Below are 21,730 nucleotides of genomic sequence, written 5' to 3'. Positions count from 1 at the left end.
AAACTCCTTTTCTAAAATAAATTATTAGGCAAGGGGGTAAAATGAGAAGATTTGAGTACCCCTAATCAAACCTTCTATTCTTGCCTTCACTAAAATAAGAGTTTTAAAGGGTTAGAATACAACCGAGAAAATTTATTTTTTAAGCAAAGCACTCAACGCTCTTAGTTGTTTATATAGAACTAGATTGGGAACGGCATTAAGCTAAAGAGCAGGATAGTGCAACTTAGTTAGTCGGATTACGTTTATTAAAGGAAGATACTGGGGAGATAAGGAGGTGTGTAATGAAGCGGAAAATCGCTATTTTACTTATGATGATTTCAATGTTCGTAAGTATCTTTTCTATTGGGTACTTCACACCTAAGCGGTACTCAGAGACAGTAAATGGTGTTTATTATCAACTAGGGACGGAAGGCATAATCGAGCGCATAAAAGTACATCTTGATGGGAAATTGCAAAATCATATAAATGGCAAAAAAACCTTTACAGGTGTTATTAATTTTGAAGGAAGTAAGGTTCCTCAAATTCCTAAAGATAGAACAGAATTAAAATTGCATTACGATGGTCATAATTTCACAACCATTTTCTCCGGTTTTCGAATCATAGATGATAAAGGTAGAATAGAGCCTAATATTTTCACTTACGGTTGGGTATATACTGATGATAAATTTTCTGAATTTACAATTAAAGTTATGGATGATAATGACCAGTGGTCCCCATCAAACGGATATATGATTACAGCACCAGCGAATGATAGGCAAGAAGCAATGAACAGGTCTCAAGAGTTAATTAAGGAGTTTGAAGAGGAAAGTAGGAATTGATTGAACTAACGGGATACGATAGTTGAAGAAAACACAAATTATTTTAAGAAGGAATTTAATAGGGAAAATGGTATAATTAAAAAGTCTAAAATTCATTGATATAATTTTTGGAAATAGTTGTTAGAGGAGGCGTTCATTATGAAAGATAAAAGAATTTATATTATTAATGACTTCAAGGGGATAACAACTAATTAACAAAGTTGTTTAGTGTTTCCCCGAATTTTGAAAGGGGAAAATTATGATTGAAGAAAATGTGAAAATCATAGAATTAAATGCAGAAAACTGGTACGACTGTTGTAAATTAGAGGTATCAACAGAACAAAATGAATACATGGAACCCAATGCCATATCAATAGCTCAGTCAAAGTTTGAGCCTACTTTAAAGCCATACGCTATTTATTTTAGAGACATAGTGGTTGGTTTTTTAATGTACAATTCTGTTCAAGAAGAACTTGATGGTTATTGGGTTTATAGAATAATGGTGGATAAGAAATTCCAAGGCAAGGGTATAGGTAAAGCTGCAACTAAGTTAATGATTTCAGAGATGGTTAAATTACCGAATTCGAAAAAAATTGTTGTTGGTTATCATCCTGAAAATTTGGGAGCACATAATTTATACTCGAGTTTGGGATTTATTGATAATGGTGATAGGTTCGGTAAGGAAATGGCAGTTATTAAAAATATAACCGAGTGACAGATGGATAGTATTTCAAAAGGACCATTCTTTGGTCCTTTCTTATTGTGTATGATGGAAAATGGTAAATATTAGTTTGACAGCTTGTTGTCGAGTTATGCGTATGCATTCATGAATATAATAGACAAGCTAGAAGATTCTAGATTATGAAGGATTAAATTTAATGGAGCGTGCCTATGAAAAATATATATAATGAATTGCATACAGCGGAAATACTGAATCGTATCGAGAATTTGAGTCCAAATTCAAAACCACAATGGGGAACAATGAATGTTGCTCAAATGTTGGCTCACTGCTCAGCATTTCAAGACATCGCATTAGGAAATTCCTTTCCCCCCAGATATTGGCTAGGAAGGCTAATAGGAAGGTTTGTGAATTCTATTTTCTATAATGACAAGCCGGTACCACATAATATGTCAACAATACCGACCATACTTATTTTAGATGAAAGAGACTTTATGACAGAAAAAGAAGAACTGAAACAAAAGATTTTAACTTTCCAAAGTAACGGTCCAGAGAAATGTTCGTCCCATCCTCATCCTTTTTTTGGAAAGTTCACTCCTGAGCAATGGGGTAAAGGGATTTATAAACATCTAGACCATCATTTAAGACAATTTGGTGCTTAGTATTTTTTTGAAATGAATAATAATTGTTCAGTTTTCCCATCTAGACACTATTCCATCGTATTTTAAAGGAAGAGTTTCTCGAAACATCTATTCATTAAACTAGAATCCTTTTAGTCCTATAAAAAGACTGTTAATAATAACTTTTTCGCTAACAGAACACATTAGTTAACCGGAATAGTGACAGTTTATGACTTTATTTCCATTGTCGATTCACCGAATGGGAGTAATGAAAGAAACTCCGAAAACCCATTATATTCAAGGGGTTTAGGAGTTTCTTTTAGAGTCAACCCTGCACAGGGCTGGTCTTCAATTCATGGATTTTTTGGAGCGTATGAAGACACTTGGTTTTCTCGTCATCATCCTCTGTGTGGAGATACCACTCCACAAATCTGTACCCGAATACGAGAAGGATCAGCTCATAGACGCAATGATCGTCGACATGGCATGCATCCACATACTCCGAAAAGCCTTTGTAATAGGCAGGGATACATAGCTGGTAGTGTTCGACCATGTGATCGATATCTGCTTCATCCGCAATCAGGCTTGCGAGATCCTCACCCAGGTAGCCCCAGCCGCATGTATCCCAGTCGATAAGCGAGATTTTCCCGTCGGCATAGATCAGGTTGGTCACCCAGAAGTCCCGGTGGCATAGCACTAGGGGCAATTGCTCGATGCGGGCGAGTATCTCATCTGTGTGCTCATCGATGTCGATGAGCATTTGCCGTATGTGGTGCGGGAATTCACAGTCCTCCGAGCGTATATAATTGTAGACAACTGGCCACGACCGGTAATGCAGATACGTATTTTTCATGAAATCCACATGGCTCAGGTTGGTCAGGTTCTGCAGCACAGCGGGCTTCTCCGCATACAGCTTGCCTTGATAGCGTCCTAACTCTAGCGCGGCCTGTTCATACATGTCACCGGTTAAGTCTAAACCAGTTACGCCATCGATATATTCCAGCCACAGCTGGAATTCATTTTCTTCGTCATTCATCTCCGCATGGTAACATGTTGGCCAGCGGAAGGTATCCGAGAACGTCGTTCCCAAGTCAGACATATAGAGATCATATTCCCGGCGCCAGGAATCCGGATCGTTGTAACGTTCCCATTTCTTCTGGATTTTCAGCACGATACGATACGGCGTTTTTTCACCATCCGCGGTTTGGGCGATCCCATTTACCAGGTGCACATTTCCCACAGTTCCGCCCTGTAATGGCATGGTTTGGCAGTCAGCCGAGATTATATCCTTCTTGAACTGTCGGCTTAAGGTATAGATCAGCGTTTCAAAGTTAATATTCATTTCTTCCATCCTCCATTTTTCTTCGTTTGCTTGCTTGACATAGCTATCGTTTTATTTCGAGCCCTCTTGTAGATGAGGTAGCTTGTTTTATCCTGGACATACTTTTGCTCATGCTGCTGGGCAACATAATGCTCCCACCGTTCACGCGGCAACGAACCGTCGGCAAGCGCGGCGAGAACGGCACAGCCCGGCTCGCTCTGATGGCGGCAATCTGCAAACCGGCATTGCGGGAACCAATCCTCCACATCGGTAAAGCTTGCGCGTATGCCTTCGCCTGCATCAAAAAGCCCGAGCTCACGCATTCCCGGCGTGTCGATGAGCATCGTACCGGAGGGGAGCATGAACAGCTGACGGTGCGTTGTCGTATGCCGCCCCCGGCTGTCAACCTCCCGAATCGCCTGAACTTTCATTACTTCCTGTTCTATCAATGCATTGAGCAGAGACGATTTACCGACGCCGGACATGCCGAGAAAAACGACTGTTTTACCAGGCATCAAGTAGGGATCGAGCTCGTTCAGCCCCTGGCCAGTATGGCTGCAGATCGCGTGAACAGGAACATCAGAGATGCTTTGTGTGACTTCTGCGAGCGTGAGATTATAATCTTCAACGAGATCAGACTTGGTTAGAATGATGACCGGCTGACCGCCGCTCTGTCTAGCTTGTGTCAGGTACCGCATGATGCGTGTAATGTTGAAATCCCAATTCAGAGAAGTAAGGATAAATACATAGTCAAAATTAGTCGCGACTACCTGTTCCCGTATGGTTTTGGCATAGCCTACAGCATGCCCTGAGTAATCCGCGCGTGAGAACTTGGAGCGACGGGGCAATACCGTAACGATGAGAGAATCTCCGCTCTCGTTGAAGTGCAGCAAGACAAAATCACCTACGCACGGAAAATCCACGTGTGTTTCCACGCTGTGATAGAATGCTCCTTTGAGCACCGCCGTTACTTCGCCGCGCTCGGTCATGACCGTGAAGCGCTCGCGTCGAAGCTCCGTCACCCTGCCGGGCAATAATCCGTCGGGGATTGCTTCTATTTCTGTGTAGCCATAGGTTATCAAATTCATCATAGTTTTTTTGTTAGCTCCTTTAATGTTGTTTTTTGGACGCAAAAATGCCACGGACAAGCAGCCTCTAAAGAAGCTGCTGTCACGCGGCATCAGGACGCAAAAAAGACACGACCTTCATCGTATCTTGCAAACAGCAATATTCACGAAAGGTTACTTTGGATGGCATACCAAATAATAGGGACGTTTCCCCGCTTTTTTCGTGTATGCCAACTATTAAGTTTTAAGACCAAACCACCATATAAGTAGTTGCCACTAAAACACATCTCCCTTCGTGTCAGGAACTTGCTTATCGCTAAGCTGTCTATAAAATAACCTATTTTGGAAAAAAAATCAATTCTTACTTTTCTCCAAATCGTAGTGGAGTACGAAAGAAAGTACCTACTGATGTTAAGTCAATAATCTATGGGAGGGTACATCTAAGATTAGCGAAATTGCAGGAATTGACAAGAAACTCATTGAATACTAGTAATTAATTATTGAACTAATCGGCAGGTTACGTGGGAGTTATTTACAAATAGAACCTAATGTCTATCTTCTAATAGAGAATTAACTAGAATGGAGATAACACTTTGAATTAAAAATAATGAGGTGTAATATGAATCCAACAATTGAAGCCTTTTTTACGGATAAGATTGTAGTTGAAGCAGCAAAAAGGTATGGGTTCATGCCTGAAGAGTTAATTTTATTGGGGAAGAATCAAAACTTTACCTATGGAAGTAAAAACAAAGCACGTAATCTCATCATTCGGATAATACATGAATCTCACAGGACGCTGGAGCTTATACATGGTGAATTAGAATGGATACAATATCTTGCGAAAAACGGTGTTCCAGTATCCACTCCAGTGAAATCAAGTAACGGCGAGCTAATTGAAAAGATGGATGGTTTTTTTGTTGTAGCATTCCAAAAAGGACTTGGTGCCTCATGGAGTGATGAGATATCTCAATATGAAGAGTTTAATAAATTGGGAGAAATTGCAGGGAGAATGCACGCACTAGCTAAAAAATATGTTCCTAGTACAGACGAGATAACACGATACGGCTGGCACGAAAATAGTTATCTTCAAGAATTCATAACTTATATTCCTTCTTCCCAGAGCCTTGTAATCGCTCATTTTAAATCCTTGATGCAGAGTATCCATAAATTATCACGTGATAGTGAAAATTTCGGACTTATTCATGGTGATTTTTGCTTTGGTAACTATACAGTTCAACCAAATGGAAGCATCACGGTATTTGACTTTGATGAATGTCAATACGGATGGTTCACGCAAGATATTTCTGTTAATTTATTCTATGGTATTGCAGTGCCTAGTCCTGATGAAGATGTTCCAACTTTTGTGAACAGGTATCTAACTTCGTTCTTGGAAGGTTACGAAAAGGAAAATACGATTGATATAAGATTGTTAAGAGACTTACCACTATTTATGAATTTGAGACAAGCAATCCTTTATTCAGCTCTCTATCGAAACGGAAATATTGAAGCACTCGATGGTTGGTCTAGGGAGTTCTTAAAGCGTGCCCGATATAATATGGAAAACAATATTTCACTGGTTGAACCCGATGATATTTTGAATTTTATAAATTAATAGAGCATAAACGTGAATAAACGGCAGCCGAGTTGATGGGCTGCTGTTTCTCAACTAACGGGTAGAATAGTTCAAACGCTTTGCGAATAACTACGAGCATGGAATTAATTGCGGAGTTCGCAGATTAATTGGTATACAAAATTACACAAATACTCGAAACCATTTTTAAACATATTAGTATCATATTGTAAAAAAATGCATTGAGGTGAAGTTATGAAAGCTTTTGATTACTTAAGAAGAGCCTATTATAGGCTTAGTTATTATTATCAGAAGTTTCAATTGATTGTAATGTCTTTTTTAGTTGTTGGAATAGTTGATTATTTTTTTGTTTACGAGATTTTCGTCTCATTATCAGCATTAGTTCCTGTTTTTATTATAGAAATTGCTCCGATCATTATTATCATTTTATCAATAATTATTATTCGAGGAATCGTTAAATTTATAAAGAAGATGAAAGAAAACAAACACTTACTATTTTTATTCTAATAAGAAGAAGTTATCATATTAAGAAGCTTTGCCCGTATTTCAGGGTGTGTACAACACCATATTCACGTTACTGTTCATTGGATTCTCCCATAGCATTTCGAGGATTTAAGTGAGCTATTTATTAAGCTAACGGAGAAATAGATAGCTCAATAACGACACAAAGGCAGCCGATCAATGGATTGGCTGCCTTTGTTCAACTAATGGGTAGGATAGATTAGAAAGTGAGAAAATATATTTACATTTACGAACGTAAGTTCTAGAATATGATTGGGATTTTATTACATAGGAGGTTCGTGTATATGATAAAACGACTTTCAACACCATTTAGTTATTCCTCTGCTGTTGCGGTTGGTGATTGTGTGTTTCTCGGATTACATCGGGGTTTTGGACAGAGTTTTACAGAACAAATCCACAATACTTTCTCACACTTAAAAGAGACTCTTAATCAACTTGATGTATCACTGGATAATCTTGTTAAAGTGAATGTATACCTAAAATACATTAAGGACTTACCTGAAATGGAACAGGTATTTTACGAGTATTTTGAAAAGGATAAGTTCCCTGCTAGGATGACATCTACAACAGAGTTCATTGACTCTGATTGTCTTATGATGATTGACGGAATAGCCTACAAAGGTTGAATAAACGGACACGTTAGTCCAAATACCCTGTGAGCAGTTTGCCTATGCGGCAGCTGCTCCTTCTGTTGTTAAGCTAACGGACAGAATAGTTTTGAGGTAAATATTTACACATAAACAAGTAATTAGTATGATTAAAGGGTATCGAGCAAACAGCCAAAGGGGGTTTTTAAATTGGAATTTGTTCTTTCCCATAAAAAGTTTAACGCCAAAAGAGGATCCCTTGTTAGTACAATTACTGGAGTGTTAGAACATCTTTCGGCATTGTATGCGAATATTGGGGAGGCCAAGGAGAAAGACGGCACTTGGTCTTTACTAGAAAGCACTCCAACATGCCCTACATGTAATGGGATAGGCACTGTCATTGGTGATATAGATCCAAGTCGTATGGTCGCAACTGAACTCTCGCTTAAAAAAGGAGCTGTGCTTTTATGGGCGGGTACTAACTGCGGACCTGTTGTAAAGATCAGAGAATTGGCTAAAATGATCGGAATTAACTTTGAACGGCCACTTGCTGAGCAGGATAAGCGATTTACTGATATTTTACTTTATGGATATGATAAGGAACCTGTAACATACGTTCACAAGAAAAAGGAACTTAGAAACTATTATCGTGGATGCGTTTTCGATTTGAAATATATGCGTGATGCAGGAACAACTAGTAAAGGAAACCTTTGGGCGATTAAATTATTCTCCAGACATGATAAGTGCCCAAATTGTACCGAATGCTTGTTGGAGCAGGAACGCTTGGTTATGGGGAATTCCCTTTCAGATGTGTTGAGAATGCCGATTTCAGAATCACTATTGTTTCTCCAGAAATTACGAAATTGTCTCGACAAGCAAGTGTTAGATAATTATTGCGAATTGATTAATGATCTAGAAATGCGTTTATCTTATCTTAATAAAATTGGTTTAAAGTCTCTTTCGGCATTCGATGTTAGAGACTTGGTGAATCCGAAAATTGGTTAAACTAACGGGATACGATAACTCAATAACGACACACGGGCAGATCAGCGGGGGATTTATGTTGTTTATTCAGGAGGTTTTTTTATTGTGGGTTATGAACTGGATTTTAAAAAAAGGGTACATGAAGTTATTACACAGAAACAATTATGTTCAGTTATGAATGACACTAAGTGGGGAAACTTACAAAGTGATGTAATAAATAAACTCCCTTTTACCCCGCCATATCAAGCTAAGTATGTACTAGATGATGTACTTTATCCAGAGAACTTTGAAACCGACGTCTGGTATTTAGGGGATTGGATAGAAGGACTTTCACCTTTTTTTTCCGTAGAATGGATACGGGTTAGACCAAGGTATCAGAAGCAGAAGGGGAATCTGCTTCCTCCTGAATTAATTGACATAAGTAAAAAATTTCTTTCGATTTTACATGAATTAAGAATTCCGTATAGAGAAGAAAACAATACATTTTTCATTTATGGATACATTTCAAATACTTCTCACTTTTCAAAGGTAATCATTTAAGCTAACGGGACACGTTAGTGGAATAGCGGTTGCTTCGGCAGCCGTTTTTTATTTGTTCAATTAACGGGCAGGATTGCGTGGTGGTAGACTGATGCCTCCGCATGAATATTGAGCAGTAAAGAACGGTTTAAATTAAAACCAACCTTCCATTTATTGGGATTATATTGCATAATCATTAGCACAATAGAAGTTTGAACTGAAGGTAGGGGGAAAACAGATGAATGCTTTTACATTAAGCGCTGCTAATTAATATGCTCTGTCCAATGATATTGAAACTTGGGTTCATCTTTTTTTAATAGAGAAGGCGACAATATATTCATGTCAGAAGACTTGAAAAAGAAAAAACGATATTGGCTAGGACCTATTGAAATTGACATAAAATATCTGGAAAGAGTAATTGGACCAGAAGAACATTTGGAATATGTAGAGGAAATTAAATGGTGGAACTATAACATTGATCAAATTTACGGTAGATTAGAATCTGGATGGGACATGCCTCCGTTGATTGCAGAAAATGGAATGGGAGTTTTAGATTACATGACGGTAATCATCGACTCGGTGCATTACAGAAATTAAACAGGGAAAAATATTATCTTATTATTTGGGACGATCATTCATATGAAGACATAATAAATCATTTGAAAAATTGTGGTATTAATATGAGATGATAGACTTTATTTGAATGCTATTTGAAAAGTTACGTACTTCATTCACGCTTCGAAGCCTGACGACTCCTCGGTTCGCCCGAAGAGGTAGGAATTAAACTTACGAGTCACTATAGTGGAATAGCGGTTGCATCGGCAGCCGTTTTTTATTTGTTCAACTAACGGGCAGATTAACGTAATCATAATTGTTTTTACTTCTCGTGAAGGATATATCGAAATGATGCCGAATGATTTTACATAATTCTACCAAAAAAAGAAGGGATTTGTGTGAATGAAGAAGTAATTGAAAAGAAAGAAAAGTCCAGAATAATACTGGCAAAACCGATTCAGGTTCGTCTAGTTTCCGACCTGCAGAAATCGCAGTTCTATTACCGTGATTGCCTCGGATGTTCTGTGGATGATTGGGGACATGCGGAACGCGATGAAGTGTCCTTCATACTTCAGCAAGCTGTTTCAAGCGAGGATGTAAAACCAAATGTCGTCTCTGCAAAGCGCCCGAATTATCCTACAGAATGGATAGGTCCTGACTACGGCTGGGACACTTTCCTGCACATCGGTTGGGAGGAACTAGACCAATTTGTCGAAGAAGTGCGTGTGAATGGTGGCAATATCGGAATAGAACCGTTTACGGGAGCACACGGCGATTGGGAATTTAAGAATGCCCATATCCTTGATCCTGACGGATACAATATTGTTCTAGGTGCAATGCGAAAGATTAAGTAACGATAGTTTGTCAATAAGCTCACGGAGAACGATAGAGGAGCAGAATGCCGTGGCAAATGCTCCTCTTGTTGTTAGAGTATTGCGCAGGATAACGTTATGGTAAGAAGATGCCAATAGAACACATGGGGTGAAAAAATGAGAATGTATGCTCTTCTTAAAGAACCAATAGGGGACATAAATAAGGTAATGATTTATGATTCTAAGCATCGCGTTTATGTATTTCTATTTGAAACTCATGAAAATAAGGGTGCAAATGCTGACTATTGTTATGAAACATTAGGAGAAGCAATGGAATTCTGCAATGAGGAACTAAACATAGTTGAGGAACAGTGGGTTGTTATTAACGATCCAAAAGACGGGGAACAACACGATATTATTTACTAAACCAGTATTCACAGCATTGAACTAACGAGACACGATAGTTCAATAATACAAATTGATGAGCAGGAGCTACGGTATCCTGCTTTTTTCATTGAACGGGCAGGACGGTTCCAATATATGGTATATTTAAATAAGACGAAATCCTACTTATTGGAGGCCATAAGAATTGTCCAATCCATTATTGGGGTATGGTAGAGGGAGCGTGATGTAGTGGAAAAGATAGCTGGAATTTTTTTGTTTTTTATTTTTATGATTCCTATGTATGGAGTATTAATATGGACTTATTTTTGTCCTAAGGATAGTTTATTATGGGGGAAACGATGGATGTATAAAGAAGAACCTGAAGTATCTGAGGGGGCAATTCGTTATGCAAAAGTAGCCTCATTGACAGTTATTGTGGTACTGACTATTATATTTGGAGTCCTAATATTTAGTTAGCATCAACGTCCGTTTGTACTTTTTTTGATTCTCGTGATACCTCAATCTTGTTCAAATAAAATCTAGGGTTGTTCCCAATAGTAAGCAAAAAGCGGTTAACCTAACGGGACACTATAGTTCAATAATGAGAGGTAGCCCTTTGTTCAACTAACGGGCAGTTATGCGTAACTTCCAGGGAATGTAAACATCTAAATAACGTAAGGAACGAGGAGGCAGACAATTCATGGGAGCAACGAATGTATGGGATGCGGAGTGGGAGGTTAACGAAGAGCAGGCGCGGACGCTGATCGGCAGACAATTCCCTCAGCTGTCATCGAAGCAAGTGAAGCGATTGGGCTGGGGCTGGGACAATACGGTTTTTCTCATCGGTGACGAGTACGTGTTCCGGTTTCCAAGAAGAACGATTGCAGTTGGCTCGATTCGTATGGAAGGGAAGCTGCTGCCGAAGCTGGAGGCATATATGACCATCCCCTATCCGAAACCGTTGTTTTATGGCGAAGTAAGTGACGAATACCCGGCACCATTTCTTGGCTATGCCTACGTGCCAGGAGATTTCCCAATCGGTTTGACGGAAGAACGCCGGGCTTTATCGGCAGAGACGCTGGCGAAATTTTTGCGGAGATTGCATGAGTTTCCGGTGCAGGCGGCGCTGAAGTGCGGAGTTCAGCAAGATCATCGAAACTTGACGGACATAGCATCGCGCAAAGTGAAATTGGAGGGCTTTCTATCGAAGGTGGTTGAACACTTGTCGCCGGAGGAGTCCGGTGTGATCGAAGCGTATATTAGCAGGCTGCAAAAGGACCGTGTCGAGGCGGTGAATGCACTGCTACATGGCGATCTTCATTTCAAAAATATGCTTGTGAATGAGAACGGGATCGTTTCCGGCATCATTGATTGGGGCGATCTGAGCGTAGGCCATCCGGCTTGCGATTTGAGCGTTGCTTATAGCTTTTTACCACCTTACGCTCGTGGCGTGTTTTTCGAAACGTACGGAGGAGCGGACGAGGAAACGAAGCTGCTGGCGCGGCTGATCGCGGTATACATCCCCATACTGATCTTAATGCAAGCGGTCGATGACGGGAATGAAGCCATTGCGGCAGAGGCGAAATCCAACATCATGCGGGCACTGTCGGATTAGGCTCATTATTTCGTTGCGGCTATGGGGCTATGGCTATCGGCACCATTTTGTCGTTTAAAGGCCGCGATAAGGTACGATCCGCCTTCTCTGATGCCGCTTTATGTTGAGGAACACGAAATTCAACAGAGTAACTCGTTGCGCTAACGAGACACGTTAGTTGAATAGCGGTTGCTTTGGCAAACGTTTTTTATTTGTTTAACTAACGGGCAGGATAGCTGAAGATTAATTACAGTAAACCTTACCATAAGTGGCGGCGAAAAATTGGGTAATTCAGAGGGCTAGGTGTTTAATAAAACGCTAAATATGCATATAGTAGATAAAGAAGTTAAAAATAAAACTCAGTTATCAGGGGAATACTTTAAAGCCGTTGACCCTTCTGCTAATGAAGCAGAGGGGTCTTTTTGTGTTTTAAGAATAAAGCTGATAAAAGTGTGCAGTTTACGATAGCGATCTAGTAGTTGTATCGTTAGCATTTAGTATGATGAAATGATACATTAGGCAGATAGGCCAATAAGATAAGTTAAAATTAAAAAAGGAGAATGAGAATGAAAATGAAATTTAACGATTATTTTGAAACAATCCCGCATCTTAAAACCGACAGATTAATATTACGTGCATTCTGCAGCGATGATATAGAAACCTATTTAAGAATTATCCACGATCCACAGGTACAGCAGTTCTTAGGCGGAGGAGTTAGCCTTTTCAACAAAGAACCGCATATATCAAATTGGTTGAACAATGTAAATGGTAGGCTTCTTAAAACAAAAACAGTATTTACATGGTGTGTGGAGCTTAAAAGAGAAAATAAGGTAATAGGAAGAATTGATCTAGGTGGGTTTGTAAAAAAATCAATGGCTGAGATATCCTACTATTTCTCTCCAGAATATTGGGGAATGGGATTTGCAACGGAAGCTGTGAAGGAAGTAACCCGTTTTGGATTCGACGATTTAAGATTGCATAGAATGCAGGCAATGGTTATGTCGGAAAATATACCTTCATTAAAAGTATTGAAAAAGGCGGGATTTACTGAGGAAGGAGTACTTAAAAAATATTTATTTGGTAAGGAATTTCATGACACTGTTATGCTGGCAGTGGTTCGTGAGCAAAATTTGAATTAAGAAAGGTATTAGGATACAATGATGAACCTAGTTAATCAGGCCATCTTATTAAGCATATTGCATGCATTGCATATTTATATAACATAACTGCAAGGAATGTAAGACCAAAGAATATTTAAAACAGGTGAAGCAGTTGAACATTCAAACAGAAGTTATTTTCTGAAGGTAGTGCATTGAACTAACGGAGAACGTTAGTAGAATAGCGGTTGCTTTGGCAACCGTTTTTTATTGTTCAATTAGCCGGCAGAATACTTACAATTTGTGGCGCAATAGCGTTACATCATTAGCATTAGCTTAAGTAATGATATTTTGATACCTGAAAAATTGGAACAATGTGGTAAAATGTAATGGTGGGAGAAGTACTCAACAAAAAATAGAGGAGGAGACAAATCTTTCATGGGCAACGATTTATATAGAAAACTAGGTGCAGCCTTTCTAATTTCCGCTGGAGTAATCTATGCGATCGAACGAGCGGGCTCTTTGATAGCTCGCAGCCATGAAATTGCAGCGTTGTATGAAGCAAACATGTTCAATGCCCTACCTAAAACTCATATTACAAGCTTCTTCGATAATATCTTTGTGCCAATCCTTGCGCTCCTCGGCATGATACTTTTCGTATATGGGTTTCCGAAAAAAATCAAATGAGATAACCCATTCAACACGATGTGAGCACACTTTGGATTGTACCGCGAAGCACTATGCAAACGGAGAATGTTAATGAAAAAGTGGCCACATCAGAAGTTTTTAATGTTTTTACCGCTGGGGCCAAAAAGCTCAATCATACTTAATAAAGTTACAGAGGAGGTGCTTAGATGGCGGAAAGAAGATGTGGTATTGTCAAATGGTACAAAGAAGATGAAGGTTACGGACGGATAATGTTAGACGGGCAGGAAGGTAACCATGTTTTTGTACACTTTAGCGAAATACTACCAGATCCTATTAGGTCACCGAACGGCTTTCGGTTTCTTAAAGAAGGCCAAAAAGTTGAATTCGACCTATTCGAGTTTCCGAATATAGTTGATTCTCAGCGTAGGACAGCTAAGAATGTGCAAATAATAGAGGAATGAAGGAATCGAGACGTACTTGATGAATGTATGGCTTTCGGAAATCATATTTAAGCTAACAGGAGAGGATAGTTCAATAAACATGATAAGGCAGCCAATCAGTCAACATGATCAGCTGCCTTTGTTCAATTAACGGGCATTTATCTTCAACTACTAATTATAGTTTTCTAGCTTTGATTACAAAAGTTACAGGAAGCATCTTTGCTTTTTTTGCAAAATCGTCGTTATCGTCCCGCGATTGAATGATTTCATCATCAGATTCCTCAATCATTTGCTCAATAACAAATCCCGCTTTTGAGAGAGCATTTACATAGGTTGATAGTTTACGGTCAGATAATGTTAGCGTACTTTCGTCAAGAGTTACCGAATACCAGGATTCATCGAAATAACATTTTTTAAAAATAAGCATATCATTTTCTGCAACAACACATTTATGTATAGGGTGAGACCAACTGAAAATAAATACGCCATCTTTTTTTAGGTAAGAAGCAATCCTGCTAAAAGTACCCTCAAGGTCGGTTGTCCAGCCTATAGCATAAACCGAATAAACAAAGTCAAAATAATCCTCGGGTAGGCCACATTTTTCTTCCATGGGAGAACAGACTAATTTTGCTGAAAGTCCGTGATCTGATAAATATTCTCTTGTTTTTTCGATTTGGTTTTCTGAAATATCCATACCCCATAGTTCAGATGCTTTACGTTCTCCGAGATATTGCAATGATTGACCGCTTCCACAGCCTACCTCCAACATCTTTTTTCCTGAAACATCGCCAAAAAGCTGGCATTTTTCTTCTGAGACGAATGCTCCATATAAAGGCAGTGCAGTTGCTCCTAAAACATCATTTCCTTTTGTATCCCAAAATAAGCTGTTTGTTTCATGAATAACATTCTTGTCCATTTCGACCGAGATAGCGCTACCAACCTCGCCAGCGCCTATAATGTTTGGTCTATAAATAGAATTCTTGTTCATGCCGGTATCATCCCCCAATATAAAAATATGAGTCTAATCATATATCCCGACTTGCAAGTTATACCAATAACACATATCGAATACGAACACGCTGTGCTATTGATCTCAAAATAATGTACCATTTTTCTATGAATACATCCACCTAAAATCTTCCAGATATATTCCGGTTGATCTCACAGTCTCAATGTGCCAGAGGGAACGATAGTGGAATAGCTCAGCATCATCAGCCGCTTTTTATTTGTTCAAATTTTGGGCAGGATAGTTGAAAAAGGAACTTAAATTTAAATCTCGAATATCTATTGTAACCGGATAGTTAAAAATTTGAGGACAGACAGGAGTTAGATACGATGATACAAGGATTCGGAGGAATATTTTGGAAACTAAGAATCTTGAGGCTGTGAAAAAATGGTATAGTGAGGCGTTGAAAATTGACATAGAAAATTGGAATGGAACTGTGATAACACCACAACTGGGAAATGAGACTATCTTTTCTTTCTTTACAGAGGATGATAATTATTTTCCAACAGAACAACAAGTGATGTTAAATTTCCAAGTGCAGAATATAGACGAGACTATTAAGCATCTTGACCATATTGGTGTACCTCTTGCAAAGAAAAAAGAGATTAGTGAATATGGAAAGTTTATTTGGATTGAAGATCCTGAAGGTCGCCTGGTCGAGCTTTGGGAAAAATAACGAGTTGTAATTCTTTTCTATTATGCTAACGAGGATGTTAGTTCAATAGATACAACGGCCACCGGTCACATGATCGGTGGTCGTCTTTCGTTGAAGTAACGGGCAGCATAATTAAACAATCTTCCTTAATAGGTTATTTCAAAAGTGAGCAATTGAAAAGAGATGACTCCAACCGTCCATGGTATAATATTCGTATACAAATAATTACATAAATTAAATCCTTATAAAGAAGGAGAATGTGTAATATGGCAAATATCGAGCACTTACAGACCGTAAATGTTCCAGCTTCAACGGTATATGAAGCATTGACCACTGCAAAAGGACTTTCAGAAATATGGACAACTGAACTAATAGTCAATAACCAGATCGGTTGTATAAATGAGTTCCGATTCGGCGGCAAAGGCTTAACAAAGATGCGAGTTGATGAGCTTGTTACTGATAAAAAGATTTTGTGGCATTGTGTTGATTCAGATCCAGAATGGATAGGTACGACAATTTCTTTTGATATAGAGAAAAAAACAAGAAGACTTCGATCATTTTCCGTCAAATGAATTGGGAGGAAGTGACCGCATTTTATCGCGCATGTAATTATAACTGGGCTATTTTTTTGTACAGTCTTAAACAGTATTGCGAAGAAGGCGAGGGTCTTCCGTATCATAAAAGGAAGTTTTAGAACCATTAAAGACACGGACTATCATTCGTTCAACTAACGGAAACTAGTTATAAATTAGATAGTTTAAAACCTTCTATAAGCAGCAAACCAGATTTAATAGCTCTAATAGGAGGTTTTGTTATGATCTTAAGTGAGTTGTGGCGACTGTATGAGACTGATAAACGGATCCAAGGATCTAGTCCGAAAACATTGAAAGCATACGCTCTCTAGCACAAAATGCTGATGTAGGCACTCGGTGACCTGGACATAACCGAGAAAACTTTAACCTTGCTTAAGGAGTCTTAGCGAAGCACTCTAATCGGTTGAAGCCTAGCAACTAGCGGGCGAAATCGCTCGATTAACGACACCTGTGGCTATCGTGGAAGAGAACTCTATCGCGTCTCTGGTCCGGTTATTGTCCGAACATGCTGTCCGCGGAACTGTTTCGGCGTATAGATGGAACGTGATATCGTGTAAACGATCAGTTGTATCGAAAAAAGATAGCTGGTATGCCGGATACGAAAAAAGAAGTCGACCATTTCGATGGTCGACTTCTTTTTGTTCTATTGCGCGGTCAGGATTTGTGGGCCTTCAGCCGTGATAGCAATCGTATGCTCGTATTGGGCGGCGAGCTTGCGGTCCATCGTCCGTGCGGTCCAGCCGTCTGGATCGATTGTCATGTTATAGGTGCCTTCGGTGATCATGGGCTCGATCGTGAAAACCATGCCTTCCTTGATGCGGATCCCTTTTCCGGGCTTGCCGACATGCATATAAGTCGGCTCCTCATGCAGGTCCCGGCCGATGCCATGGGCGAGAAGGTCGCGCACGACGCCGAAGCCATGCGCTTCCGCATGCCGCTGAATCGCGTTTGTCACATCACCGAGCCGATTTCCGGGCTGCGCTTGCGTAATACCGAGGTCAAGGCATTCCTTCGTGACGCGTATCAGCTTCTCGGCCGTCGGCGAGATCTGCCCGACAGCATAGCTCCAGGCCGAATCGCCGAGCCAGCCGTCAAGCTCCGCGACCGTGTCGATTGTCACGATATCGCCTTCCTCAAGTGGCTTATTGCTAGGGAAGCCATGCGCAATTACGTCATTAACGGAGGCACAGGTCGCATATTGATAGCCATTGTATCCCTTAGTGTATGGCTTGGCACCTTGCTTCAAAATAATGTCCTCGAATATGCGCTCAATCTCGTTAGTCGTGATGCCCGGTTTAATGAGCGGGGCGATCGTGCGATGGCATTCGGCCACCACTTGGCATGCCTTTCGGATGGCCTCGATTTCATGCTTGCTTTTTAAGATGATCATGTTTGTATCAGGTCTCCTTCGTAATTGCTTGCATAGCGAGTTGGGCGATTCGGTCGACGTCCAGGTCGGAATTACCCGCATAGTAGTGCAGCCCACAGCAGCCGACCAGCACGGCAAACATATGGTCGACGCTGTCGTCTTCGCACTGAGCGATCGATTGTAGTGGAACATACAGGCGTTCCATGAATCGTCTCTTGGCGGAGTATCGATCCTTTTCAGGCAGGCCTGCATAATGTTCCGCCGCCATTTTGTAGACGAGATATGCGCGGGCGTCTGACAGCCACAGCCGGAGCAGCGCCTTGCAATACGTTAACAGTTGCCTCTTATCCGGGAGGCCGCCTCTGGTATTTGCCCATTCGGCAAGAACTTGCTCGCACTGCTCGAAGCCGCTGCCCAATACATCTTCTATTAATAAATGCCGGTTAGGGTAATAATGGTATACTGTTCCGTAACCAAGCTCGGCCTCGCGGGCAACATCGCGAATATCAAAGCTGCCACCTGTGCGAAAGTAGGCGCGAGCGGCGACGTCCAGGATCTGTTCTCTTCGCTGCATACGTATAAGCTCATTTTGTTCTTTAGTACGGGGGCACATCGATGCGTGAACCTCCTTGTATAGACCTGCAAATTTGTCGATATAAAGATAATAACGCTTGGGGTGTAGAAATGCAAAAGATTTGTTGGTGTTCGATGAGACAAAAGTACTGAAAAATAAAGGATCAAACCGTAATAATAAAGTTGTAAACTGGGCGCTGGCGTAAAATATATTCATAATTCGAACCAGTAAGGAATTATAAACTGAAAAAAACACAAACTGAAAATTGCAACTTTTTTAGAAAGAGTTTGATAATAGAAAATCTGCTTCCCTTTGTTGTTCAACTAACTTCCGAAGAATGGAGTAAGGAATTTACAAGCATTTAGACTAATAAATTAAGCATTGGGCGTATAGTTGTTAGTTACGCTAACGGGGAACACTTGCTCAAGCAGGTTAGAAGATTAAAACCTCTCTTTAGAAGTAAACCTTGTAATTGAGAGGATAAACATCGAGGATTTCACTAGGAAAACTGCTCTATAGTCGGAAACGGTAAGGGCTCCAAGCAGAGAGAAGTTTACTTTACGACAAAGTGAAAAGTATGGTTAAGGAAGTGCCTACCAGTCGTGGGGATGCCAGTAAATCCTTATTCGTAACGGATATCAATCCAACTAAACGCATGGTCATTCCTACACAATTAGGTGGACATTAAAATAGCTTGAGATCGAGACGCAAATATACGCACAACTACGTGGCGAACGCAGGAGAGAAATGTATCGACGGTTTTTTAGCATACAATAGCGGAAGATCCTTTTTTGAAATCTGCCGCTATTCAACTAACGGGCAGGATCGCATAGATGAACAAAAAAAGGCTCCTACTTATCTGGAGCCTTTTTTGCTGCGCATCATTTCTTTTGGAAATACAAGTTGTATTCCCTAGTTACATTTCCATCTCATTATTGTTGATATTGTGGAAGGATAAGAGGGCTTCGGGAGTAATACCTTTTGGATACTCCTGTTCCCAAACTGCGGTTTCTGTATAAGCTTCATACCACATATCAGCGATCACATCAGGATCACTCACTTTTCCAGACCCTGGTTCAGTAATGAATAAAGCTAATGAACGGTGACCCACGTAAATCCCTTTATCCGCCAGTTCTGTATGAAGGTTCGCAACATAGTTACGTAAACCTGCAATACCCACGCCAATATTCCCCATCAAAGCCATTGGATGTAATGCTGAGAAGCCTGTTGTAAATAGTAATGCGCCATCTTGGCGCTCAAGCATATCAGGTAAAACTGCATTTACGATATTGATTGAACTGGCTGCATAGCCTTCAAATGAATCACGAGCATTTTCAATTGTTAATTCTAAAACTGAAGTTGGAGGATAGTTACTTGGTACAGGACTAACTTCTAGAACATCAATTTTTCCGTATTTTTCTTTAATTGCTGCAATAGCCAATTCAATTTCTTCTCTACTGTAAATATCAGCTGTAAAGTATGAAGATTCGATACCCACGGCTGTTAGTTCTTCTACCATTTCTTGAAGTTTCATTGCATTTCGCGCAACCAACGCGACTTGAAAGCCTTCCTTACCGAAACGCTTTGCCAAAGACAATCCTAGACCTTTACCTGCTCCAATGATCGCTAATGTTTTCATATGTTTATCTCCCTTTATTTATTATTGCAATTGCATTGATTGACGCTTCTCATCTTATAACGTAGTATTAATGTGCTCAATGGTTAATATTAATCATTGTGATGTTTAAAATACACATTAATGTATAATGAATATTATCTTTGTTGAAAGGAGAGTTTTCAAATGAGTAAACTGAAGGTGGACCTGCGTATTTTAAAAACAAGGAAGGCTATTAAAGAAGCCTTTTTGATGTTAGTTCAAACAAAAGGTTATGAACGGATTACGATACAGGACATTGCCGAAAAAGCTATGATAAATCGAAACACTTTTTATTTACACTATGTGGACAAACCTGATCTGATGGAAAAATTATGTCAGGAAAGTATAGGGAAATTAAATGTTTGCATTAACTTGGAGAGGTCTGACAGCGATGAAATGAATAGGGACACATTTATTTCAATCTTAAGCGAAACGTTCAAAGTGATTGAAGCCGACATTGTTTTCTTTAAAACGATGCTTAGTCAAAATGGTTATCCCAATTTTTCCACTTATATAAAAGAAGCATTAAAAAGTATTATGTTATCCGGTTTTGGTGATGACTATAATAATCAAAAAATGAGAATCGGCTTGGAGTATATAATCTCAGGATTAGTAGGTGTGATTTGTATGTGGATTAGAGATCCTGAGGATTTGTTAGTTGAAGAGGTCGTAGAACAGTTGAGTGAAATTCATTTTCATAATATATTGGATTTGTTGAAAAGAATTTGACGACAACAGTTTGGCTTTATTGAAGTAACGGGGAACGTTAGTGGAATATCGGTTGTTTCGGCAGCCGTTTTTTATTTGTTCAAATAACGGGCAGGTTTTGGGATTAGCAATCCATAGGAGACAACCCAAGTTAAATTCTGTTAAAATGTAATTAATGTAAAATGTAGATATCTCTCATGAACAAAGGAGAACTGAAAATGAGAAAACTCGTTCTTTTTCTGCACGCATCGCTTGACGGTTTTGTAGAAGGTCCGAATGGTGAAATGGACATTGGCTGGGTTTCCTACGATGCTGATTTGGAGAAACATGCGAAAGAAATTCTGAGTACTGCCGACACTGTCATTTGGGGACGAGGGACTTATCAAATGATGCACAGTTACTGGCCATCTGTGCCTTCGGACCCATCAGCTTCGCAGCATGAACGGAATCATGCCGAGTGGATCGAAAAGACAGCTAAACTCGTTTTTTCCACGACGCTGGAGAATGTCGAATGGAATAATTCCAGACTCGTGAAAGAAGATGTTGAGGAAGAGATCAATAACCTCAAACAGCAGCCAGGCAAGGATATGGTTATCCTCGGCAGTCCTAGGTTCGCACACCACCTTATGCAGCTTAATTTAATTGATGAGTATAAAATTACGGTTTCTCCCGTCTTGCTCGGTAAGGGATTGCCGCTATTCCAAGGTCTTAAGGAGAAGATCAATCTTAAGCTAATCGAAAACAAGACCTTTGATTCTGGAGCCATTGGTCTCGTTTACCAGACGGTAAGATGAACTTGTCACTTAAGGTGATTGAACTAATGGGAACGATAGCTTAATAACGACACAAAGGCAGCCGGTCAATGGATCGGCTGCCTTTGTTCATCTATGGGCAGGTTATCGGAATGGGAGCGCAGTCGAAATAAAGGACAAAATTGTTCGATTAACGACA

The 21,730-nt window shown here is 39.9% G+C and carries 24 protein-coding genes and 1 pseudogene; 19 read left to right on the top strand and 6 right to left on the bottom strand.

All coding sequences use genetic code 11. From position 1 onward, the window contains the following. The first annotated feature begins 281 nt into the window (after positions 1-281). The 3 genes from R50345_RS17670 to R50345_RS17660 all read left to right on the top strand — a co-directional run bounded on the left by R50345_RS17670 (position 282) and on the right by R50345_RS17660 (position 2,138). Entirely contained in the window at positions 282-818 is a 537-nt protein-coding gene (locus R50345_RS17670; protein WP_042128695.1) for a hypothetical protein, read from the top strand. Positions 819-1,056: 238 nt separating this feature from the next. Beyond that, entirely contained in the window at positions 1,057-1,512 is a 456-nt protein-coding gene (locus tag R50345_RS17665) for a GNAT family N-acetyltransferase (protein ID WP_042128693.1), read from the top strand. A gap of 176 nt (positions 1,513-1,688) precedes the next feature. After that, a complete protein-coding gene (locus tag R50345_RS17660) occupies positions 1,689-2,138 on the top strand; it encodes a DUF1569 domain-containing protein (RefSeq protein WP_042128691.1) in 450 nt (149 codons plus the stop codon). Positions 2,139-2,421: 283 nt separating this feature from the next. On the opposite strand, the gene R50345_RS17655 is transcribed toward R50345_RS17660, so the two are convergent. Together R50345_RS17655 and rsgA are read right to left on the bottom strand one after the other, a co-directional pair. Continuing rightward, positions 2,422-3,438 carry an aminoglycoside phosphotransferase family protein gene (locus tag R50345_RS17655; RefSeq protein WP_042128689.1) on the bottom strand — a complete coding sequence of 339 codons (1,017 nt, stop codon included), beginning with the start codon at positions 3,436-3,438 and terminating at the stop codon, positions 2,422-2,424. Next, on the bottom strand, positions 3,435-4,559 hold the full coding sequence (rsgA, locus tag R50345_RS17650; protein ID WP_231573806.1) for a ribosome small subunit-dependent GTPase A: 1,125 nt from the start codon (positions 4,557-4,559) through the stop codon (positions 3,435-3,437). Before rsgA ends, R50345_RS17655 begins: the two co-directional genes overlap by 4 nt. 544 nt (positions 4,560-5,103) lie before the next feature. Here rsgA and R50345_RS17645 point away from each other — a divergent pair. The 12 genes from R50345_RS17645 (at position 5,104) to R50345_RS17585 (ending at position 14,238) form a co-directional block, all read left to right on the top strand. Continuing rightward, a complete protein-coding gene (locus tag R50345_RS17645) occupies positions 5,104-6,096 on the top strand; it encodes a phosphotransferase enzyme family protein (protein WP_042128688.1) in 993 nt (330 codons plus the stop codon). Positions 6,097-6,881: 785 nt separating this feature from the next. Beyond that, on the top strand, positions 6,882-7,223 hold the full coding sequence (locus R50345_RS17635) for a RidA family protein (RefSeq protein ID WP_042128684.1): 342 nt from the start codon (positions 6,882-6,884) through the stop codon (positions 7,221-7,223). Between the two features lie 171 nt (positions 7,224-7,394). Beyond that, positions 7,395-8,189 (top strand): hypothetical protein, encoded by a 795-nt coding sequence (locus R50345_RS17630; RefSeq protein WP_042128682.1) that lies wholly within the window; start codon positions 7,395-7,397, stop codon positions 8,187-8,189. Positions 8,190-8,273: 84 nt separating this feature from the next. Then, positions 8,274-8,708 (top strand): DUF6678 family protein, encoded by a 435-nt coding sequence (locus R50345_RS17625; RefSeq protein WP_052414642.1) that lies wholly within the window; start codon positions 8,274-8,276, stop codon positions 8,706-8,708. Positions 8,709-9,026: 318 nt separating this feature from the next. After that, positions 9,027-9,284 (top strand): hypothetical protein, encoded by a 258-nt coding sequence (locus R50345_RS17620; RefSeq protein WP_042128678.1) that lies wholly within the window; start codon positions 9,027-9,029, stop codon positions 9,282-9,284. Positions 9,285-9,640: 356 nt separating this feature from the next. Beyond that, entirely contained in the window at positions 9,641-10,096 is a 456-nt protein-coding gene (locus tag R50345_RS17615; protein WP_042128676.1) for a VOC family protein, read from the top strand. 135 nt (positions 10,097-10,231) lie between these two features. Beyond that, entirely contained in the window at positions 10,232-10,480 is a 249-nt protein-coding gene (locus tag R50345_RS17610; RefSeq protein WP_042128674.1) for a hypothetical protein, read from the top strand. Between the two features lie 207 nt (positions 10,481-10,687). Continuing rightward, the gene (locus R50345_RS17605) at positions 10,688-10,915 is read left to right on the top strand and encodes a hypothetical protein (RefSeq protein WP_081954120.1); all 228 of its coding nucleotides are present in this window, start codon (positions 10,688-10,690) and stop codon (positions 10,913-10,915) included. 223 nt (positions 10,916-11,138) lie between these two features. Continuing rightward, positions 11,139-12,053 carry a phosphotransferase gene (locus R50345_RS17600; protein ID WP_042128672.1) on the top strand — a complete coding sequence of 305 codons (915 nt, stop codon included), beginning with the start codon at positions 11,139-11,141 and terminating at the stop codon, positions 12,051-12,053. Positions 12,054-12,598: 545 nt separating this feature from the next. Next, complete coding sequence (locus tag R50345_RS17595) at positions 12,599-13,171, top strand: GNAT family N-acetyltransferase (protein WP_042128670.1); 573 nt, start codon at positions 12,599-12,601, stop codon at positions 13,169-13,171. A 396-nt stretch (positions 13,172-13,567) separates the two neighbouring features. Then, positions 13,568-13,816: a hypothetical protein gene (locus tag R50345_RS17590; protein WP_042128668.1), complete on the top strand. Its 249-nt coding sequence runs from the start codon at positions 13,568-13,570 to the stop codon at positions 13,814-13,816. A gap of 167 nt (positions 13,817-13,983) precedes the next feature. Next, a complete protein-coding gene (locus R50345_RS17585; protein ID WP_042128665.1) occupies positions 13,984-14,238 on the top strand; it encodes a cold-shock protein in 255 nt (84 codons plus the stop codon). Between the two features lie 154 nt (positions 14,239-14,392). Here the strand turns inward: R50345_RS17585 and R50345_RS17580 are convergent, their stop codons facing one another. After that, positions 14,393-15,205 (bottom strand): class I SAM-dependent methyltransferase, encoded by an 813-nt coding sequence (locus R50345_RS17580; protein ID WP_042128663.1) that lies wholly within the window; start codon positions 15,203-15,205, stop codon positions 14,393-14,395. Between the two features lie 347 nt (positions 15,206-15,552). Here R50345_RS17580 and R50345_RS17575 point away from each other — a divergent pair. After that, a pseudogene (locus R50345_RS17575) lies at positions 15,553-15,899 on the top strand (VOC family protein). Positions 15,900-16,144: 245 nt separating this feature from the next. Further along, positions 16,145-16,450, top strand: coding sequence for an SRPBCC family protein (locus R50345_RS17570; protein ID WP_231573805.1), 306 nt, complete (start codon positions 16,145-16,147; stop codon positions 16,448-16,450). A 664-nt stretch (positions 16,451-17,114) separates the two neighbouring features. On the opposite strand, the gene map is transcribed toward R50345_RS17570, so the two are convergent. From map to R50345_RS17555, 3 genes are all read right to left on the bottom strand, one after another. Then, positions 17,115-17,861 (bottom strand): type I methionyl aminopeptidase, encoded by a 747-nt coding sequence (gene map, locus R50345_RS17565; RefSeq protein ID WP_042128661.1) that lies wholly within the window; start codon positions 17,859-17,861, stop codon positions 17,115-17,117. A gap of 7 nt (positions 17,862-17,868) precedes the next feature. Continuing rightward, positions 17,869-18,630 carry a TetR/AcrR family transcriptional regulator gene (locus R50345_RS17560; protein ID WP_231573803.1) on the bottom strand — a complete coding sequence of 254 codons (762 nt, stop codon included), beginning with the start codon at positions 18,628-18,630 and terminating at the stop codon, positions 17,869-17,871. A gap of 700 nt (positions 18,631-19,330) precedes the next feature. Beyond that, positions 19,331-20,053 (bottom strand): SDR family NAD(P)-dependent oxidoreductase, encoded by a 723-nt coding sequence (locus R50345_RS17555; protein ID WP_042128657.1) that lies wholly within the window; start codon positions 20,051-20,053, stop codon positions 19,331-19,333. Between the two features lie 162 nt (positions 20,054-20,215). Here R50345_RS17555 and R50345_RS17550 point away from each other — a divergent pair, with 162 nt between their 5' ends. Both R50345_RS17550 and R50345_RS17545 read left to right on the top strand, forming a co-directional pair. Further along, positions 20,216-20,800 carry a TetR/AcrR family transcriptional regulator gene (locus R50345_RS17550; RefSeq protein WP_042128655.1) on the top strand — a complete coding sequence of 195 codons (585 nt, stop codon included), beginning with the start codon at positions 20,216-20,218 and terminating at the stop codon, positions 20,798-20,800. A 197-nt stretch (positions 20,801-20,997) separates the two neighbouring features. After that, entirely contained in the window at positions 20,998-21,573 is a 576-nt protein-coding gene (locus tag R50345_RS17545; protein ID WP_042128653.1) for a dihydrofolate reductase family protein, read from the top strand. The last annotated feature ends 157 nt before the right edge of the window (positions 21,574-21,730 follow it).

Source organism: Paenibacillus sp. FSL R5-0345, assembly GCF_000758585.1.
Lineage (GTDB): Bacteria > Bacillota > Bacilli > Paenibacillales > Paenibacillaceae > Paenibacillus_AQ.
This window is presented reverse-complemented; position numbering and strand designations above follow the sequence as displayed.

What these genes read in the sequence shown, in the direction of transcription:
- R50345_RS17670 (WP_042128695.1), top strand. Translation starts at nt 282, where the DNA reads ATGAAGCGGAAAATCGCTATTTTACTTATGATGATTTCAATGTTCGTA.
- R50345_RS17665 (WP_042128693.1), top strand. Translation starts at nt 1,057, where the DNA reads ATGATTGAAGAAAATGTGAAAATCATAGAATTAAATGCAGAAAACTGG.
- R50345_RS17660 (WP_042128691.1), top strand. Translation starts at nt 1,689, where the DNA reads ATGAAAAATATATATAATGAATTGCATACAGCGGAAATACTGAATCGT.
- R50345_RS17655 (WP_042128689.1), bottom strand. Translation starts at nt 3,438, where the DNA reads ATGAATATTAACTTTGAAACGCTGATCTATACCTTAAGCCGACAGTTC.
- R50345_RS17645 (WP_042128688.1), top strand. Translation starts at nt 5,104, where the DNA reads ATGAATCCAACAATTGAAGCCTTTTTTACGGATAAGATTGTAGTTGAA.
- R50345_RS17635 (WP_042128684.1), top strand. Translation starts at nt 6,882, where the DNA reads ATGATAAAACGACTTTCAACACCATTTAGTTATTCCTCTGCTGTTGCG.
- R50345_RS17620 (WP_042128678.1), top strand. Translation starts at nt 9,027, where the DNA reads ATGTCAGAAGACTTGAAAAAGAAAAAACGATATTGGCTAGGACCTATT.
- R50345_RS17610 (WP_042128674.1), top strand. Translation starts at nt 10,232, where the DNA reads ATGAGAATGTATGCTCTTCTTAAAGAACCAATAGGGGACATAAATAAG.
- R50345_RS17600 (WP_042128672.1), top strand. Translation starts at nt 11,139, where the DNA reads ATGGGAGCAACGAATGTATGGGATGCGGAGTGGGAGGTTAACGAAGAG.
- R50345_RS17595 (WP_042128670.1), top strand. Translation starts at nt 12,599, where the DNA reads ATGAAAATGAAATTTAACGATTATTTTGAAACAATCCCGCATCTTAAA.
- R50345_RS17590 (WP_042128668.1), top strand. Translation starts at nt 13,568, where the DNA reads ATGGGCAACGATTTATATAGAAAACTAGGTGCAGCCTTTCTAATTTCC.
- R50345_RS17585 (WP_042128665.1), top strand. Translation starts at nt 13,984, where the DNA reads ATGGCGGAAAGAAGATGTGGTATTGTCAAATGGTACAAAGAAGATGAA.
- R50345_RS17580 (WP_042128663.1), bottom strand. Translation starts at nt 15,205, where the DNA reads ATGAACAAGAATTCTATTTATAGACCAAACATTATAGGCGCTGGCGAG.
- R50345_RS17570 (WP_231573805.1), top strand. Translation starts at nt 16,145, where the DNA reads ATGGCAAATATCGAGCACTTACAGACCGTAAATGTTCCAGCTTCAACG.
- map (WP_042128661.1), bottom strand. Translation starts at nt 17,861, where the DNA reads ATGATCATCTTAAAAAGCAAGCATGAAATCGAGGCCATCCGAAAGGCA.
- R50345_RS17560 (WP_231573803.1), bottom strand. Translation starts at nt 18,630, where the DNA reads ATGAATATATTTTACGCCAGCGCCCAGTTTACAACTTTATTATTACGG.
- R50345_RS17555 (WP_042128657.1), bottom strand. Translation starts at nt 20,053, where the DNA reads ATGAAAACATTAGCGATCATTGGAGCAGGTAAAGGTCTAGGATTGTCT.
- R50345_RS17550 (WP_042128655.1), top strand. Translation starts at nt 20,216, where the DNA reads ATGAGTAAACTGAAGGTGGACCTGCGTATTTTAAAAACAAGGAAGGCT.
- R50345_RS17545 (WP_042128653.1), top strand. Translation starts at nt 20,998, where the DNA reads ATGAGAAAACTCGTTCTTTTTCTGCACGCATCGCTTGACGGTTTTGTA.